At 69.1% G+C, this 16,478-nt stretch carries 18 protein-coding genes and 3 tRNA genes; 14 read left to right on the forward strand and 7 right to left on the reverse strand.

What is annotated here, in order from left to right; all coding sequences use genetic code 11:
* The 3 genes from QSV35_RS02675 (at position 1) to QSV35_RS02685 (ending at position 2,584) form a co-directional block, all read left to right on the forward strand.
* The gene (locus tag QSV35_RS02675) at positions 1-543 is read left to right on the forward strand and encodes a hypothetical protein (protein WP_286286445.1); all 543 of its coding nucleotides are present in this window, start codon (positions 1-3) and stop codon (positions 541-543) included.
* A 50-nt stretch (positions 544-593) separates the two neighbouring features.
* Positions 594-1,172: a DUF305 domain-containing protein gene (locus QSV35_RS02680; RefSeq protein WP_286286446.1), complete on the forward strand. Its 579-nt coding sequence runs from the start codon at positions 594-596 to the stop codon at positions 1,170-1,172.
* Between the two features lie 146 nt (positions 1,173-1,318).
* The gene (locus tag QSV35_RS02685) at positions 1,319-2,584 is read left to right on the forward strand and encodes a threonine/serine exporter family protein (protein WP_286286448.1); all 1,266 of its coding nucleotides are present in this window, start codon (positions 1,319-1,321) and stop codon (positions 2,582-2,584) included.
* 150 nt (positions 2,585-2,734) lie between these two features.
* On the opposite strand, the gene QSV35_RS02690 is transcribed toward QSV35_RS02685, so the two are convergent.
* Positions 2,735-3,937 (reverse strand): FAD-dependent oxidoreductase, encoded by a 1,203-nt coding sequence (locus QSV35_RS02690; protein ID WP_286286450.1) that lies wholly within the window; start codon positions 3,935-3,937, stop codon positions 2,735-2,737.
* A 187-nt stretch (positions 3,938-4,124) separates the two neighbouring features.
* Between QSV35_RS02690 and QSV35_RS02695 the strand changes: the two genes are divergently transcribed.
* The 3 genes from QSV35_RS02695 to QSV35_RS02705 all read left to right on the forward strand — a co-directional run bounded on the left by QSV35_RS02695 (position 4,125) and on the right by QSV35_RS02705 (position 5,506).
* A complete protein-coding gene (locus tag QSV35_RS02695) occupies positions 4,125-4,583 on the forward strand; it encodes a GyrI-like domain-containing protein (RefSeq protein WP_286286452.1) in 459 nt (152 codons plus the stop codon).
* Between the two features lie 101 nt (positions 4,584-4,684).
* Positions 4,685-5,026: a hypothetical protein gene (locus QSV35_RS02700; protein WP_286286454.1), complete on the forward strand. Its 342-nt coding sequence runs from the start codon at positions 4,685-4,687 to the stop codon at positions 5,024-5,026.
* 123 nt (positions 5,027-5,149) lie between these two features.
* Positions 5,150-5,506, forward strand: coding sequence for a hypothetical protein (locus QSV35_RS02705; RefSeq protein WP_286286455.1), 357 nt, complete (start codon positions 5,150-5,152; stop codon positions 5,504-5,506).
* A gap of 149 nt (positions 5,507-5,655) precedes the next feature.
* On the opposite strand, the gene QSV35_RS02710 is transcribed toward QSV35_RS02705, so the two are convergent.
* Positions 5,656-6,360, reverse strand: coding sequence for a TetR/AcrR family transcriptional regulator (locus QSV35_RS02710; RefSeq protein ID WP_286286456.1), 705 nt, complete (start codon positions 6,358-6,360; stop codon positions 5,656-5,658).
* A gap of 97 nt (positions 6,361-6,457) precedes the next feature.
* On the opposite strand from QSV35_RS02710, the gene QSV35_RS02715 reads away from it, so the two are divergent.
* The 4 genes from QSV35_RS02715 (at position 6,458) to QSV35_RS02730 (ending at position 9,908) form a co-directional block, all read left to right on the forward strand.
* Positions 6,458-7,108 carry a DUF4386 domain-containing protein gene (locus QSV35_RS02715; protein WP_286286458.1) on the forward strand — a complete coding sequence of 217 codons (651 nt, stop codon included), beginning with the start codon at positions 6,458-6,460 and terminating at the stop codon, positions 7,106-7,108.
* A gap of 337 nt (positions 7,109-7,445) precedes the next feature.
* Positions 7,446-7,901 (forward strand): hypothetical protein, encoded by a 456-nt coding sequence (locus QSV35_RS02720; RefSeq protein WP_286286461.1) that lies wholly within the window; start codon positions 7,446-7,448, stop codon positions 7,899-7,901.
* A 4-nt stretch (positions 7,902-7,905) separates the two neighbouring features.
* The gene (locus tag QSV35_RS02725) at positions 7,906-8,301 is read left to right on the forward strand and encodes a hypothetical protein (protein ID WP_286286463.1); all 396 of its coding nucleotides are present in this window, start codon (positions 7,906-7,908) and stop codon (positions 8,299-8,301) included.
* Between the two features lie 368 nt (positions 8,302-8,669).
* Positions 8,670-9,908, forward strand: a complete 1,239-nt coding sequence (locus QSV35_RS02730; protein WP_286286465.1) for a Fic family protein — start codon at positions 8,670-8,672, stop codon at positions 9,906-9,908.
* Between the two features lie 95 nt (positions 9,909-10,003).
* Here QSV35_RS02730 and QSV35_RS02735 read toward each other — a convergent pair.
* The 3 genes from QSV35_RS02735 to QSV35_RS02745 all read right to left on the reverse strand — a co-directional run bounded on the left by QSV35_RS02735 (position 10,004) and on the right by QSV35_RS02745 (position 10,316).
* Positions 10,004-10,076: transfer RNA gene (locus QSV35_RS02735), tRNA-Phe, on the reverse strand.
* Between the two features lie 65 nt (positions 10,077-10,141).
* Positions 10,142-10,215: transfer RNA gene (locus QSV35_RS02740), tRNA-Asp, on the reverse strand.
* Positions 10,216-10,240: 25 nt separating this feature from the next.
* A tRNA-Glu gene (locus QSV35_RS02745) sits at positions 10,241-10,316 on the reverse strand.
* A 270-nt stretch (positions 10,317-10,586) separates the two neighbouring features.
* Here QSV35_RS02745 and QSV35_RS02750 point away from each other — a divergent pair.
* Positions 10,587-11,921: a M23 family metallopeptidase gene (locus QSV35_RS02750; RefSeq protein ID WP_286286469.1), complete on the forward strand. Its 1,335-nt coding sequence runs from the start codon at positions 10,587-10,589 to the stop codon at positions 11,919-11,921.
* A 63-nt stretch (positions 11,922-11,984) separates the two neighbouring features.
* Here QSV35_RS02750 and QSV35_RS02755 read toward each other — a convergent pair whose 3' ends face one another.
* Together QSV35_RS02755 and QSV35_RS02760 are read right to left on the reverse strand one after the other, a co-directional pair.
* On the reverse strand, positions 11,985-12,473 hold the full coding sequence (locus QSV35_RS02755; protein ID WP_286286470.1) for an inorganic diphosphatase: 489 nt from the start codon (positions 12,471-12,473) through the stop codon (positions 11,985-11,987).
* Positions 12,474-12,523: 50 nt separating this feature from the next.
* Positions 12,524-13,765 carry an MFS transporter gene (locus QSV35_RS02760; protein ID WP_286286472.1) on the reverse strand — a complete coding sequence of 414 codons (1,242 nt, stop codon included), beginning with the start codon at positions 13,763-13,765 and terminating at the stop codon, positions 12,524-12,526.
* 90 nt (positions 13,766-13,855) lie between these two features.
* Here QSV35_RS02760 and tilS point away from each other — a divergent pair, with 90 nt between their 5' ends.
* From tilS to hpt, 3 genes are read left to right on the forward strand one after another with little or no spacing between them, the layout of a single operon-like run.
* A complete protein-coding gene (gene tilS / locus QSV35_RS02765; protein ID WP_286286475.1) occupies positions 13,856-14,842 on the forward strand; it encodes a tRNA lysidine(34) synthetase TilS in 987 nt (328 codons plus the stop codon).
* A gap of 53 nt (positions 14,843-14,895) precedes the next feature.
* Positions 14,896-15,798 carry a VOC family protein gene (locus tag QSV35_RS02770; RefSeq protein ID WP_286286477.1) on the forward strand — a complete coding sequence of 301 codons (903 nt, stop codon included), beginning with the start codon at positions 14,896-14,898 and terminating at the stop codon, positions 15,796-15,798.
* A gap of 9 nt (positions 15,799-15,807) precedes the next feature.
* Entirely contained in the window at positions 15,808-16,359 is a 552-nt protein-coding gene (hpt, locus tag QSV35_RS02775) for a hypoxanthine phosphoribosyltransferase (protein WP_286286480.1), read from the forward strand.
* Positions 16,360-16,478: the final 119 nt, after the last annotated feature.

Raw genomic sequence — 16,478 nt, forward strand, 5'->3', positions numbered from 1 at the left:
ATGACCGCGATCGGGTGGATGCTGCGCCGTTCGGTCTGTGCCGCAGTCATCGCGGCGGTCGCGATCGCGGGCCTCCTCGCGATGCACGGGATGGATGCCGGGTCCCCCGGCGCCGGGCACGCGATGGCGATGCCCGCCGCGGCGGATGCTGCCGCCGGAGCTGCCGCCGCCGGAGCTGAGGGAGCTGTCGCCGGTGACCGCATGTCCCACAACACGCGGCATGCGCAGCCGGCATCTCGCGTGTTCTGGGACATGCCCGCCGGCGCGGGTGAGTCCATGTCTCACAACACGCCGCACACGCAGCCGGCATCCCGCGTGTTCTGGGACATGCCCCCGGGCGCGAGTGATCGAGCGGCCCACGGCGGGACGCATTCCGGCCCGATGTGCGCGCTGGCACCGGCCCCCGCCCACGTGGTGCCGGTGCCGCCGTCGACAGCGACGTTCGTCACCGCGCCAGTGTCGCGGGCATCCGCCGTCGCGCCGGTCGAGACGCGCGCGGCCGACCCTCCCACCCTCACTGCTCTGGGCGTCTGTCGCAGGTGATGCGGGCTGGTCTCCAGCCCCGACTTCACACGACAGACGAAAGAGAACTCATGAACAACCGCATCGCGGCGGCAGCCGCGCTGACCCTGACCGCCGCCCTCGCCCTGACCGCGTGCGCTCCGGCATCGAACGTCGGAGCCCACGACGGCCACGGCATGAAGCCGTCGGCCACCGCATCCACGTCCAACTCCGCCGACGTGATGTTCGCGGCGATGATGATCCCGCACCACCAGCAGGCGGTCGAGATGAGCGACATCGTGCTCGCGAAGAGCGACGTGACCCCCGAGGTCGCCGACCTCGCCCGCGCGATCAAGGCGGCACAGGCGCCCGAGATCGAGAAGATGCGCTCGTGGCTCGCCTCTTGGGGCGCCGACGAATCGATGCCGATGGACCACGCCATGGACGGCATGATGAGCCCGTCCGACCTGGCTGCGCTGAAGGATGCAGGTGGGCCCGAGGCATCCCGTCTGTTCCTCACGCAGATGATCGCGCACCACGAGGGCGCGGTCGCGATGGCGAAGACCGAGATCGATAACGGGAAGAACCCGGATGCTGTCGCCCTCGCCCGCGCGGTCGTCGCAGCGCAGCAGGCCGAGATCGCCCAGATGAAGCAGCTCCTCGGCCGATAGGGCGGCGTTCGTCCGTCACGAATAGGGCCTTCCGGCGCAGATCGTGACGGATGAAGGGGCCCGTCGATCGCTCGTCCGTCACGTTCCGCGTCAGATCGCCCAGGACGTGGCGGATGAGCAGGCGGGCGAACCGTCACAATGGGGGCATGCCCCCTGAACTGAGAAGCGAGGCCCGCGAGACGGACGTCGTGCTCGGCCATCTGGGAGCGCTGCTGCTGGATGCCGGCACGTCCGTCACCGACGTGCGCGATGCGCTCGAGCAGGTGAGGGATGCGGCGTCCCCCGGCTCGCGGGCCGCCTTCTCGGTTCTGCCGGAGCTCGTCATCGTGAACGAGCCGGAGGTCCCGGGCGCGGTATCGATGTCGAACGCGGGCGGGGAGGAGCTGTCGTTCCGCCAGGCCGCCCACGCGAGCCGGCTGACGCAGCGACTGGAGAAACGCACCCTCGGGCTCGCCGACGTGCCGGCGGAGATCGCGCGGATCCGCGGCATCCGTCGGCACCATCCCGCCCTGCAGTGGATCGCTGGCGCTGCACTAATTTCATCGGGTCTTGCGGTGCTGTTCCGGTGTCCGTGGTGGGCGATCGTCGTCGCGACCCTCGTGGGCGCGGTGGTCGGCCTCATCACGCGGCTGATGACCCGGGTCCCCTCGGCCGCCGCGATCATCCCGTTCGTCGCGACGTTCGTGTCGACGATCCTCGTCGGATGGTCCGCCGGATGGCTCGAGCTCGGCCCCGTGCCGCTGTTCGCCGTCTGCGCGCCGATCGCGATCATCGTGCCCGGTGCGCTCATCACGAACGCGCTCCTCGAGCTCACCGCGACCGACATCGTCACCGGGTCTGCGCGGCTCGTCTACGGCATCATCATCCTGGGATTCATGACCGCGGGGATCGTCGCCGGGGGTGCCCTCACCGGGCTCCGCGTCGATCCGACGTCGGCGGCGCTCGTGGGCGAGACCGTCGGGGTCTCCTCGGAGCGCTCGGGGTGGGAGGCTCTGCCGCCGCTGTGGCTCGCGTGGGTCGGTGTCGTGCTGGTCGCGATCGGCATCGGGATGGCGTTCGGGTCGGGTTTCCGACTTACCGTCGTCGGCATCGTCGTGATGGCGTGCACCTACGCCGTTCTGGTGCTGATCGGTCCGATCGTGGGCAGCGTCGTCGCCGTCGGCGTGGCCGCCGCGGCACTCTTCGTCGCCGCGCGCGTGCTCGAGCGCCTGACGCTGGCCGTGCCCGCGACGGTGTCGTTCCAGTCGGCGTTCCTGCTGCTCGTGCCAGGGACGGTCGGGCTCGTCGCGCTCGCGTCCTTCGACCCGCAGGCGCTGTCGGCGACCCCGATGACGTTCGTGAGCCTCTGCATCGGCACGAAGGTCGGCGCGCTCCTGGTCGACGTCGCTCGCGCGGTGCGGCGGCGTCTGTAGGTTCGCGTCGCCGCGCGGATCGGTTTCGTCCGGCACGTTCCGGGGCGGGCAACCCGGTTCGTGACGGATGACGCAGAGCGTCCGAGTTCATCCGTCACGTTCCCGGGGCGGGCAACCCGGTTCGCGACGGATGACGCCCCGGCGGGGCGCCTACCGGATGCGCTCCGGGCGGAAGCCGTAGCCGATCATGCGTGCGGCCAGCGGAAGGAGAGCGGGCAGGATGCTGCGGAGCGCAGCGCGCTGGCCGCGCGTCGGCGGGTTGTCGACGACGCGGGCGAGTGCACCGGTCGCGATGGCCCCGTGGACGCCTCGCTGAAGCCGCTGCATCGCCGCCGTCGGCAGCTCGCGTCGCCGCTGCACTGCTGCGCAGGCGCGATCCACGGCATGGTCACGCGCAAAGCGATCGCGCAGCGCCGGGCCCACGCGCTGCGCCGCCGCCACGGCATCCTGGATCGCGTAGTTGATGCCCACGCCGAACACGGGCGACATGGCGTGCGCGGCATCCCCGATGCACAGCGCACCGGGCCGCCACCAGTGCTCCAGGCGATCGACCTGAACCGAGAGCAGCTTCACGTCGTCGAGGCTCGCGAGCTCGGTCACAGGGCCCGCGAGCCGCGGCGTGATCGTTGTGATGCGCCGGCGGAACGCCTCGAGCCCGTCGGCCTGCACCCGCGCGAAGCCCGACTTCGGGATGAGGAGCCCGCACTGCAGGTAGCCGGGCCGTGGGATCGTGACGAGCAGGCCGTTCTCGTTCGCCCACAGCAGCGTGTCGGGGAGCGGCTCGGTCGGCCGCGGAAGCCGGAACCACAGCACGTCGATCGGCACGCCGTACGACCGCGGGGTGAGGCCGAGGGCGCGGCGGACCGTCGAGTCCCTCCCGTCCGCGGCGACCGTCAGCGCTGCACGCATATCTTCGCCGTCGGTGGTCCGGATGCCGGCGACCCGGCCGCGTTCGTGGAGGACGCCGGCGGCTTCGACGCCCATGCGCAAACGGAACGATGGATGCTCCGCGCCCGCCTCCGCGAGCAGGGCGAGGAGGTCCCACTGCGGCATGAGTGTGAGGAAGTCATTCGGGCGGGGGAGCGAGGAGAGGTCGATCGCATGCAGACGGATGCCGTTGATCACGGCGTCGAGTCGCGGCAAAGGGTCGTGCGGGATGGCGTCGAACCGAGAGCGCAGCCCGAGCGCGTCGATGAGGTTCAGCGTCGACGGATGCACCGTGTCGCCGCGGAAGTCGCGGAAGAAGTCCGCGTGCTTCTCGACCACGACCACCTCGACGCCCTGCCGCGCGAGCAGGAGTCCGAGCATGACCCCCGCGGGCCCGCCTCCGGAGATGCAGACGTCAGCGTCCATGCTCCGACGCTACGCCCGCGGTGTCGGAGGGTGGGAGCCCGTACCGAATGCAGGCCGATCGAACGGTTGGCGAGAGAATCCGGCCCGAATCGGCCTGCATCCGTGAATTCTCCCTGCATATGGTCCGGCGGATTCAACAAACAAGGGAACCCCTCCGGAGAGCGGCGTTTCGGCCTACCGTGGGAGCATGCCGGCCGAGGTCGAGGTGCTCACCGTCTCGTCGCGCATCCTCGCGGCGGTGCGGCGGGAGCTGCCGGCGAGCGAGATCGGCTCCGCGTGGAAGCCCGCGCTCGATCAGGTGTGGGCGTTCCTACGCGCGCATCCCGACTTGTGGGACGGCGGGCACAACGTCTTCATCTATCGCTCGGGCGCGACGCCTGGACTCACTGTCTGCGATTTCGGCGTCGAGGTGACGCACGCGTTCGAGCCGGCGGGCGAGGTGCGCTCGACCGAGACACCCGCCGGCGAGGTGGCGCTGGTCGTCCACCGGGGCCTGTACGACCGGATGAATGAGGGCTACCAAGCGATCGACAGGTGGATGTCGGCGAACCAGCGGAAGTCCGGCGGATCCACGTGGGAGATCTACTCCGACCCGACTCCGGACCCGGCCGACACCGAGACGACGATCGCGCGCCTGCTCGCGTAGGACTCCGTCGCCCATCCGTGCTACTGCAGAGACATCGCAATGGAAGTGCACTGGAATCTCAGGCATTGTGCCTAGATTTCCTTCGTCATAGCCTCGGCTTCATGACCTCTGAAACTGTAGTCACGACAGCGCAATCCCAGGCGGGCGTCCTCGCGCGAATCGTGGTCGGCGTCGTTGCGGCCGCTGTGACCTACTTCTGCTCCGGCGCCGCGGCCGTGCTCTATCTCAGTGAGGGACTCGCCTGGCTCGGGCTCCTGCTGGCCGTCGTCGTGGTTGCCGGAGCAATCCTCGTGACGCGGTCGTCTCCGCTTGCCGGGCTTGTCGCGGGTGGGCTGCTCGGCGTCGTGATGCTCTCCTTCTTCGTCACGATCGGCATCCACCCCAGCAGCCGGCCGGAAGGCGGGATCGGCGGGATCATCGTGTTCGGGCGGTCGGGGCTGTAGTCCGCGGCGCTCGTCTCCGCCTACGTCGTCACCGCCCTCTCCACAGGCATCACGCGATCTCGGAAGACTGCCTGACTTGGGTTGCTGCGCTTCTCGGCCGCGACCCGTCGGAAGAGTGCAGCGATGAACACCGCCGAGGGCAAGAACACAGCACACGTCGTCGTGTGGTTGTGGCTTACGCAGCTGGTGCTCACGCTCGTGGCCGTCTGGGACATGTTCTGGTCGCAGATGAGCATGGACAGCTGCGCCGAGGATCTGTGCGACTATTCGGCGTTCATGACCGGACTGAACGCGTTCTATTTCGGCGCGTTCCTGCTGCTGGTCGGGAGCGGGGTTGGTGCTCATATGTTCCGCGGCGCGGGGCGTCGGACGGTCCTCTTCCCGATTGCCGGGATCCTGGGGCTCTTAATCTGGCTCGCGCTGACCTACACGTGGGGTCGCGAGGCGCTGCAGCTTCCCCTGTTCGGCAATCGGCTCTGAAGATCCTGCCAGCGCCATCAAGGATGGGCGATACGGGATGAGTCTCTCTCCGCCCGACGGCGGCGCGCAGATCGCCTACTGGGGCTGACCGCCTTCCCGAACCATGTGGCGGCTCAGCTGCCCACACTGACCGAGATGCGGCCCGGGGCCTAGGTGCTGGGGGATGCGGGTCGGGAGAGTGATGCGTCGGGCACGGCCGACACCCACCCGGCCTCGCGGAGCCGTGCGAACGCGTCGAGCAGCAGGTCGAGCCCGAACGCGAACTCGTGCCGTTCGTCGCAGGCTCCGGCGGGGTTGCGCATCGCCGTGTCCATGGCGATGGATGCCACATGCGGGAACTGTGCCGCGAGCATTGCCGCGGCGGCCTCGTCATCTGCGCCTGCCGGCGCCGACCGGAAGGCTTCTGTCGAGTACCCCCAGATCCGGTGCCCGAGGGCGTGCATCGCGTAGTGCGTGAGATCGACGCTGAACCCGTCGTCGATGAAGTCTGCCGCGACGGCATCCATGTAAGCGAGCGTCGTGAGGGTCGGCCGCTCCGCCTCATCGATGGCGGCCCGCATCCATGGATGTTGCTCCTGAGCGTCGCGCGCGGCCAGGGCGCGGGCGCGCACGCGCGCCTGCCAGCCGTCGTCATCCGGCGTCGGATAGGTCTGGACGACGGTGTCGATCATCCCGCCGACGAGGTCAGCCCTGTCGGCCACGTGCTTGTAGAGGGCCATCGGAACCACGCCCAAGCGCGCGGCCAGCGCCCGCATGCTGATCGCGGCAAGGCCACCCTCGTCGGCGAGCACCACGGCCTCGGCCAGCACGGCGGTGCGATCCAACGGTGTCGCGCGTCCCTGTTTCGGTGGCATATCCGCATTCCCTCTTGCTCTGGTGTACAGAGTACACCTATGCTCTGTCTCACCAGGTGTACGGCGTACACCAACCCGCACATCGAAGGGACCGCCCATGAACCAGGACCGCACGCTCGCTCGCACGGCAGGCATCCTCTATCTCGTCACGTTCGCGACCTCCATCCCCGCGCTCGCGCTGAAGACTCCGCTGCTGCAGGAAGGTGCCCAGCCCGAGCTGGCGACGTGGGGTGCGCTGCTGGAGATCCTGCTGGCCTTCGCCTGTGTGGGCACGGCGATCACGCTCCTGCCCATCACTCGCCGCCACAACGAACCGCTCGCCGTCGGCTTCGTCGTCTCGCGCACGCTCGAGGCATCGCTCATCCTCGTCGGGGTCCTCTGTGTCATGGCGCTCGCCTCCCTGCACGGAAGCAGCGCGGATGCGGCACTCCGCGCGCTGCACGGATGGACGTTCCTGCTCGGCCCGGCCGTGATGGCCTCGGTCAACGCGCTGCTGCTCGGCACGGTGCTCCTGCGCGCGCGCCTCGTTCCGCCGCTCATCCCGGCCATCGGGCTGATCGATGCACCGATCCTGCTCGCCTCGTCGATCGGCGTGCTCTTCGGCGCCTGGACGCAGACATCGCCCATCGGCGCCGCATCCGCCCTGCCGATCGCCGTGTGGGAACTGAGCCTCGGCGTCTGGCTCACGGTGAAGGGCGTCCGCGCAGCCGAAACGGCGCCGGCTCGTGTCGCCGTGCGGGTCGGCTGACGCAATCTCTGCTGCAGCTCGAACGAAGTCCGGCGCTGCGGGCAGGGCCGGGACTTCCGTTGAGGCATCGACGACAGACACCCCGTGAGGTTCGTCACGCTGCGGCCGGACAAGCCGCTGCCCTGTTGAGGTATCCTTCAGCGCGCCTGAAGGACAGCCCTCTGGCAGCCGTTACGGTGAGGGCATGCAGCGTCGCTCAGCCTTGTCCATCGGTGTGTTGTGTCTTGCCCTGTCGCTGACCGCCTGCGCCTCGTCGCCGACAGGTCGCGGCGGGTATGGCGAGTACACGCCTGTAGCGAGTGAGCCCAGCCCGACCAGTGCACCGAGCGGTACTGCTGTGCCCACCGCCGCAGGGCTCGCGGGCATCGACGCTCGGGCGCAGGCGCAGGCGTGGCTCGACGCGGCGGCCCTCCCGCCGGGAGCAGTGCGCTCCTCAGTGAGCACCGGCCGATTTGACTCCTACACAGCATGGCCGTGCGGACCCGTCGAGCAAATCGAGGCCTTCTGGACGATCCCCGGCGCGACCGTAGCCGGTGCGGCGAACTGGCTGAGGGCGCATCCGACGGCGAACCTCCTGTCGACGGCGGGCGGGCCCGTTCCCGATGACCCGAAGATCACGGGTGCGATCGTCGGGTACATCCCCCGGCCGGACGCGCAGGAAGGGATCGTCTACACCCTCGCGAAGAACGACGAGGGCGTCGCCGTGCGAGCCCAGATCGCGGCTCTCGCGCAGGGTGCTACGTGCCCGCCCGTCCCGGGCGGCGGTTCGTGGGGCGCCCCGGGTCAGGGTTGAGACCATGCCCTTCGCGCTCGTTCTCACCGGTCTGCTCGCCCTGCTAGCGATCTTCCAGCTGACGCTCGTCCTCGGTGCGCCGTTCGGCCGCTTCGCGTGGGGCGGACAACAGCGAGTGCTCCCGGCCAGGCTTCGGATCGGCAGCGCGGTGACGATCCTCGTCTACGCGCTCATCGTCGCGATCGCCTGGGACAGAATCGGCGCGCTCGACCTCCTGACGCAGACACTCTCAATCGTCGCGATGTGGATCGTCTTCGGATTCTTCGTTCTCGGCATTGCCATGAATGCCGTTTCGCGGAGCAAGCCGGAGCGCAACACGATGGTTCCGACATCCATCCTCCTGGCCGCGCTCTCCCTCCTGATCGCGATGGGCTACGGCGAGATGGCGATGGCGATCTGAATCCGAGCACTGCTGCGCCGGCGGGATCCTCGCAGCACCTCGCGCTGGGAGTCATCCTCGGCGCTCTCGGCTTCCTGTGTCGCCGCGACCGTGCCGCCGCGCGGTGAGGGCGTCATTCCGCGAGATTAGCCCGGCCGCGCTCGGAACGAGGAGATTCATTGTTCCGGTCCTACAACTGGCGCCCGACGCATCCGCCCAACCCCCGCCGTCGACAACCTCACATGGACTGGTAAGGCCGCGACACAACGTTGAATGACAACCGCACTAGCAACAGATGCGCACGCAAGCGTTGGTAGCGGGGCCACATTCCGTTGCTTTCTCCGACACTTACCAACACATATTGCATTAAGTGTTGGTAACCTGGGGTGGTGAGCACACTTCCTGCCGGCGTTCGGATCCCCGTCGATCCGGTCTCGCACGAGACCTTCGAGTGGAAGCCCCGCGCGCCGGAGATGTACTCGCGTGCCGAGGTGGAGCGCCAGACCGGCCCCTATGAAGCCTCGATCACCGCGTCGATCGCGAACTGGGATGCCCGCCTATCCGGTGAGGACGTGGCCGACGTCGAGGATGCGACCCGGCAGCTGGTCGCGTTCGACCAGCACGCGCAGCGCACGCTCGGTACCGGCAGCCCGGCGCTGGGGCCCATGACCGCGATCCTGTTGCGCACGGAGTCTGCGTCGTCGTCGCAGATCGAACATTTGACGACGTCGGCGAAGCAGCTCGCGCTTGCCGAGATCGACGAGGGCGAGAAGCGGAATGCTCTGACCGTCGTCGGCAACGTCCGCGCCATGGAAGCGGCACTCGCCCTCGCTGACGACATCAGCGAAGACATGATCCTCGCCATGCACCAGGCGCTGATGAGCCACCAGGCAGGCCTCGAGCACGAGGCCGGCACGTACCGCCGCGAGCAGGTATGGATCGGGGCCGGGAACGCGGGCCCGCGGCACGCTGAGTTCGTCCCGCCGCATCATGACAGGATCCCCGGTGCGATCCAGGACCTGATCGCGTTCGCCCGCCGACAGGACGTCTCCGTGCTCGTGCAGGTCGCTGTCACCCACGCCCAGTTCGAGACGATCCACCCGTTCGTCGACGGCAACGGCAGAACCGGTCGAGCGCTCGCGCAGTCGGTCCTCCGCAACAAGGGCCTGGTGGGATCCACCGCGGTGCCGCTCTCCGCGGGGCTGCTTGTTGATGTCGACCGGTACTTCGCGGCGCTCGGGGCATTCCGGGACGGCGACGCCGGGCCCATCATCCGCGAGTTCGCATCCGCGAGCCGGATCGCGGCGACGACCGCCGCCCGGCTCGTCGATGATCTGGTCCGCGAGCTCGACGAGTCTCGCGACAAGATGCGGGGCATCCGGGCGAACGCCGCGGCGTGGCGGGTGCTGCCCGCACTGGTGGGCCAGCCCGCGGTGAACACGAAGTACCTGATCCACACGCTCGGCCTCGGCGAGATGGCGGCGTTGCGTGCACTCGACGCCCTGACCGAGCGGGACGTCCTCATCGAGACCACGGGCAGGACGCGCAGCCGCGTCTGGGAGCACCGAGGCATCTTCGCGGTGCTCGATGCATACGCAGAGACGATCCGCAGGATGTCCATCCGCTGACGCTTCGCGGTCCTTGCGTGAATCGTCGCAGAAAGGAACCCTGGTCAACCGAACAAAAGAACCCCCGCGATGTAGAAGCCATCGCAGGGGTTCCGTGGCTCCGACGGGCGTCGATCCCGTGACCTCACGATTTTCAGTCGTGCGCTCTACCAACTGAGCTACAGAGCCGCATGGCGAAAGAGCCATGTCCTAGACGAAAGGCCCTCTGCTAACAAAGGGCCCGTCGCTCGGAGCGACCCTGACGGGACTTGAACCCGCGACCTCCGCCGTGACAGGGCGGCACGCTAACCAACTGCGCTACAGGGCCATGCTTGTTTAATTGTGCCGGTAAGTGGTGACCCCAACGGGATTCGAACCCGTGCTACCGCCGTGAAAGGGCGGCGTCCTAGGCCGCTAAACGATGGGGCCGGGTGAACCTCGGAGGCTCACGCTTACCGAGGACCAAGCATAAGCGAAGAACTGCGGGAACGCGAATCGAGGGCGAGTCGCCGCCGCATCCATCCCTCCAGCCCGCACGATGGAGGGTGTCGCACCACACGATGGAGGCCGCTGCGCCGCGCGATTGAGGGTGTCGCTTCGAACGTTCAAGGCGCATCATGGATGAGGGGCCCGACCCCACGGCTGTGACAGATGTTGCTACTGTGATTGATGTTGCGCCCAAAGGCGGGAGGAGGCACGATGCCGACCGACGACCTGGTCACTGACGAAACCAACGCCGAAGACTGCGATTGCGCGCCCACCGCGCGAGAACGCCGCGCCCTGTGGGGGCCGATGAGCCGGCGTGCTGCGCTGGGTGCGGGCATCCTCGGCATCGCCGCCTTCGCGGCCGCCACCGGCGGCGGAGCCGTCCCGCGAGCATGGGCCGATGCGTACCCGTCCTGGGATGACGTGCAGCGCGCCAAGGCGAATCAGGCCGCGGCAGGTGCGGAGGTCACGCGCATCCAGGGCCTCATCCAGGGGATGCAGGCAGACCTCGCTGCGAAGCAGGCCGCCGCGCAGCAAGCGGGCGACGAGTACTTCACGGCGCAGCAGAACTACTACGAGGCGGCGCAGCGCGCCGATCTCCTTCAGCAGCAGGCTGATGGGGAGGAGACGAAGGCGAAGGAGGCCGCGGACCACGCAGGCCGCGTCGCCGCGCAGCTCTACCGCAACGGCGGCGACAGCACGGCCATGCAGTTGTTCCTGTCCGGGTCTGCTGCATCGGCCGACACGATCCTCGCCAAGCTCGGCACGATGGACAAGCTCCTCGAGCGAAACCAGGACGTCTACGCGAACGCAGTGACCGCCCGCGATTCGGCCAAGAACCTCAGCGCGCAGGCGAAGGCTGCGCGCGACGAGCGCGACCGCCTCCAGCAGGTCGCGCAGCAGAAGATGCTCGCGGCGCAGGCGGCGTCGGATGCGGCGCAGGCCGCCCTGACTGCGCAGAGCCAGCACCTCGACGACCTCAACGCACAGCTCGCCGCTCTGCAGGACACCACGGCGAAGACCGTCGCCGGGTATCAGGCCGGCGTCGAGGCGCGGCGTCTGGCGGAGATCAAGCGTCAACAGGAGCTCGCTGCCGAGGCAGCCGCCGGGGGTTCGGGCAAGGTCACGGCATCGGGCTGGTGCCGCCCCACCGGAGGCCCCGAGACCTCGGGCTTCGGACCGCGGTCGGTGCAGTGCGGCAACGGCTACTGCGCCACCTCGTACCACTACGGCGTCGACCTCGCGCCGGGTTGCGGATACCCGATTGTCGCGGCGGCGAGCGGCACCGTCGTCTACGCAGGCGACAACGGCGGCTACGGGAACTACGTCCAGATCGACCACGGCGGCGGCATCGAGACCGGCTACGGCCACATCGTGAACGGCGGCATTCAGGTGCGGTACGGTCAGCGCGTCAGCGTCGGGCAGGTCATCGCGTACGTCGGCAACACGGGTCATTCGTTCGGCTGCCACCTGCATTACGAGGTGCACGTGAACGGGCGGCCGGTCAACCCGGTGCCCTTCATGCGAGACCGAGGCATCTCGGTCTGATCCTGAAACGAGAAAGGGATGCCGCGGGCACAGGCCCGCGGCATCCCTTCGTTTCAGCGTCTGTCAGTGACCGTGGCTGTAGCGCGCGATCGCCTCGCCAACCAGGCGCTCGGCCTCGGCGGCGTTCGCCCAGTCGTCGACCTTGACCCACTTGCCGGGCTCGAGGTCCTTGTAGTGCTCGAAGAAGTGCGCGATCTCCTTCTTCGTGAACTCCGGGATGTCGTCGACGTCCTGGATGTGCGCCCAGCGCGGGTCCTTCGCGAGGACCGCCACGACCTTGTCGTCTCCGCCGGCCTCGTCGCTCATCTTGAGGACGCCCACGGGGCGGACGGTCGCGTGCACGCCCGGGAACAGGGTCTGGTCGAGCAGCACCAGGACGTCGAGCGGGTCGCCGTCCTCGCCGAGCGTCTTGTCGAAGAAGCCGTAGTCGGCGGGGTAGCCGAAGACCGTGTAGAGGACACGGTCGAGGAAGACGTTGCCCGTCTCGTGGTCGACCTCGTACTTCACGCGGCTGCCGCGCGGGATCTCGATGACGGCGTCGTACGCGCCCATGTGTGCTCCTTCGGAAGATCAAGGGGATGCGGCACAAGCCTAGTCGCGGCTCATACCGCCTCCGCAGGCCGATCGACACGGGCCGTGCGCATCGGCGAGAAGAGGGCGATCGCCAGCGCCGCCGTGTACACGGCGACACCGCACCACAGTGCGACGGTCGGACCGAGGAGTGCGATGAGCGCGCCGCCGGCTACCGCACCGACCGCGGCGACGGTCCGGTTCGCGGAGCGCATCGTCGCGTTCGTTCGACCGAGCTGCTCGTCGGGCGTCACGGCCTGCCGGTAGCCCATCTCGTTCGCGTTGGAGAGCCCGCCGGCGAAGCCGTGGACGACGAGCGCCGCAGCGATGACGGCGATGGATGCGGGTCCCCCGCCATGCGGGGCGAGGGCCACCGCCATCCATGCCACCGGGTACAGCGCCATCGCGACGACGATCACCGGCCCCTCGCCGTAGCGGTGACCCGCTCGTGGGGCGAACGTCGCGCCGACGAACGCGGCGACTCCGCTCGCCGCGAAGAGCAGTCCGTACACGGCCGGACTCAGATCGAGAGTGCGCAGCGCGAAGATCGCGAACGCCGTCAGCACCAGCGAGTTCGCGAAGAACCACACCTGCGCCGAGACCGCGAGCGCCCGCAGCGTGCGGTGGCCGTAGACCCAGTGCAGTCCTTCGCGGATATCCGCCCACACCCGCCGCCGCGTGCGTTCGCGCGGCGGCTCCGCCACCCGCACGAAGAGCAGCAGCACCGCGTCGGTGAGGTAGGAGGCCGCATCCACCAGGATCGCAAGCGGCGCCCCGAGGAGACCGACGAGCGCACCGCCGAGCGCGGGACCCGCCGTCTGGGCCGCGGCATCCGTCTGATCCAGCCGGCCGTTCGCGCGCAGCAGCTGGCCCTTCGACACCAGCGAAGGAAGCAGCGACTGGGTCGCGGCGAACCCGAACACCGAGAACGACCCGAAGAGGAAGAGGAGGGCGGCGAGCGTCCAGATCTCGAGCATGCCGAGCGCCCAGAGCACCGGGATGAGCCCCAGCACGATCGCCCGCCCGACGCTCGCCCAGATCGCCAGCGGGCGGCGTGCCGTCCGATCCACGACCACCCCTGCGAAGAGGCCGATCACGGCATAGGGGAGGATCTGCGTGGCGTTGACGATCCCGACCTGGACCGGGGTCGCGTGCAGCACCTGGACGACGAGCACCGGCATCGCGACCGCTGTCACGGCCGAGCCGAATGCGCTGATCGCGACCGCGACCCAGTAGCGCGCGAATGCGCCGCCGAGTGTGTCGGTCCGAGTCATGTGGGCTCCCTGCCTCCATACAACCAGCGGTCGCAGCGGGCACGACGAAGGCGGATGCGAGGAACGCGCGCGACGGAACAGACTGGAGGCATGCATCGACCTGGACTCGACCCGTCCGTCGCGGAAGTGCGCCTCGCCGTGCGGCGGGCGCTGCAGGCAGTCGAGGGGACGGTGATCGTCGGACTGTCCGGAGGAGCCGACAGCCTCGCCCTCACCGCCGGGCTCGCCTTCGAGGCGCCGAAGCTCGGCCTGACGATCCACGCGGTCGTCGTCGACCACGGACTGCAGGACGGCTCCGCCGGGATCGCGGATGCGGCGGCCGCCGCCGTCCGCCGGCTCGGGGTCGAGGCATCCGTCGTCCGCGTCGAGGTGGACGGCGAGGGTGGGCCGGAGGCCGCCGCGCGGGAGGCGCGCTACCGCGCCCTCGCGGGGACGGCGAGGGATGCGGGGGCGTCCGCGATCCTGACCGGCCACACGCTCGACGACCAGGCAGAGACCGTGCTGCTCGGCCTCGCCCGGGGCTCGGGAGCGACGAGCCTGCAGGGGATGGCGCCGGCATCCGATCTCGACGGCATCCTCCTCCTTCGCCCGCTGCTGGGCGTCCGTCGCGCGACCACCCGCGCCGCGTGCGCCGCCGAGGGTCTCGAGCCGTGGGACGACCCGCACAACGAAGACGCCCGCTTCGCGCGGGTACGCGTGCGGCGCACGGTGCTCCCCGTGCTCGAGGAGGAACTCGGCCCGGGGGTGGCGGAGGCGCTCGCCCGGACCGCGGAGCAGTTGCGAGAGGACGCCGAGGCCTTCGCCGAGATGATCGACGAGACGATCGAGGACATCGTGGAGCACGCCGAGGCGGGGATCTCCGTCTCCGCGGCCGCGCTCGCGGCGAACCCCGCCGCGCTGCGGAACCGCATCATCCGGTACGTCGTCGCGTCGGAGTTCGGCGCGAGCCTCACGCGCGTGCAGACGGTCGAGGTCGCGCGCCTTGCGACCGATTGGGCCGGGCAGGGGCCGATCGACCTCCCCGGCTGCCGTGCGCGCCGCGAGGCTGGGCGGATCGTCTTCACGGCATCCCCTTGATCCCTCCGCCCGAGGGGCGGACGCTGGAAGCACGATCTGAGAGGACTCACGTCATGCAGAAGATCATCCCCAGCGTCTGGTGCGCCGGCAACGCCGACGACATGGCGGCGTTCTACGCCGCGACGCTCCCCGACACGCGGATCGTGCACAGCGACCGCTACCCGACCGAAGGGCTTCTCGACTTCCAGCAGGCCATGGCGGGCAAGACGATCACGATCGACCTGTCGATCGGCGGCTTCCGCCTGAACCTCCTGAACGGCGGCGACGAGTTCACGCCCAATCCGTCGATCTCGTTCATGGTCGACTTCGACCCCGCCGCGTACGACGGCGAGCACGCCGCCCGTGCTGCGCTCGACCACGCGTGGATCGGGCTCGCCGAGAGCGGCACCATCCTGATCCCGCTCGGCGAGTACCCGTACAGCCCTCGGTACGGATGGGTGCAGGACCGCTACGGCGTCTCGTGGCAGCTGATGCTCGCGCCCGAGGGCGGGCGTCTGCGGCCTCCCGTGGTGCCGAGCCTCATGTTCTGCGGCGCCAACCAGAACCGCGCGTCCGAGGCGCTCAACGCCTACGTCGATCTCTTCGGCGGGCAGCTCGGCACGATGGCGCCCTACGCCGAGCAGACCGGTCCCGCCGCCGCCGGAGCCCTCATGTTCGGCGATGCCGAACTCGGGGGGCAGTGGTTCGCCGCGATGGACTCCGGGATGGAGCAGGACTACACGTTCAGCGAGGGCCTCTCGCTGATCGTGAACTGCGCCGACCAGGAGGAGATCGACCGCCTATGGGGTGTGCTGTCGCAGCATCCCGATGCGGAGCAGTGCGGATGGTGCCGCGACGCGTACGGGGTGAGCTGGCAGGTCGTGCCGCAGAACATGCCGGAGCTCCTCGCCGCACCGGGCGCATTCGGCGCGATGCTGCAGATGAAGAAGATCGTGATCGCCGACCTGCACGCCTAGACTTTCCGCATGCGCGCGGCCGAGATCTCCGACCAGCTGACCGAAGTCCTCGTCACCGAGGAGCAGATCCAGGAGAGGCTGCGCGAGATCGCCGCGCAGGTCGCGATCGACTACGCCGACAAGAACCTGCTGCTCGTTGGCGTCCTGAAGGGCGCCGTCATGGTGATGGCCGACTTCGCGCGGTGCCTTCCGATGGTCGCGCCGATGGACTGGATGGCGGTCTCCTCCTACGGCGCCGGCACGAAGTCGAGCGGCGTCGTGCAGATCCGCAAGGACCTGGATGAGGACCTCCACGACCGCGACGTGCTCATCGTCGAGGACATCATCGACTCGGGTCTCACGCTCAGCTGGCTGCTCGAGAACTTCGAGTCGCGGGGCGCGGCCTCCGTCGAGGTGTTCGCGCTGCTGCGCAAGCCGGAGGCGGCGAAGGTGCACGTCGAGTGCAAGTACGTCGGCTTCGACATCGCCAACGAGTTCGTCGTCGGCTACGGGCTCGACTACGCGGAGAGCTACCGCAACCTGCGCGACGTCGCCGTCCTCGCGCCCCACGTGTACGCCTGATTCCGCGGATCCGCACGTTCAGCCGTGGGCGAATCCACAGGCCTCGTCCATGACGCCGCGCTAGCCTGAGAAGACCGTCGGCGCCGGCGGTAGGCGACGAAAGGGGTCGGGGGGTTCTC

It is taken from the genome of Microbacterium candidum, assembly GCF_030315975.1.
Classification (GTDB): Bacteria; Actinomycetota; Actinomycetes; order Actinomycetales; family Microbacteriaceae; genus Microbacterium; species Microbacterium candidum.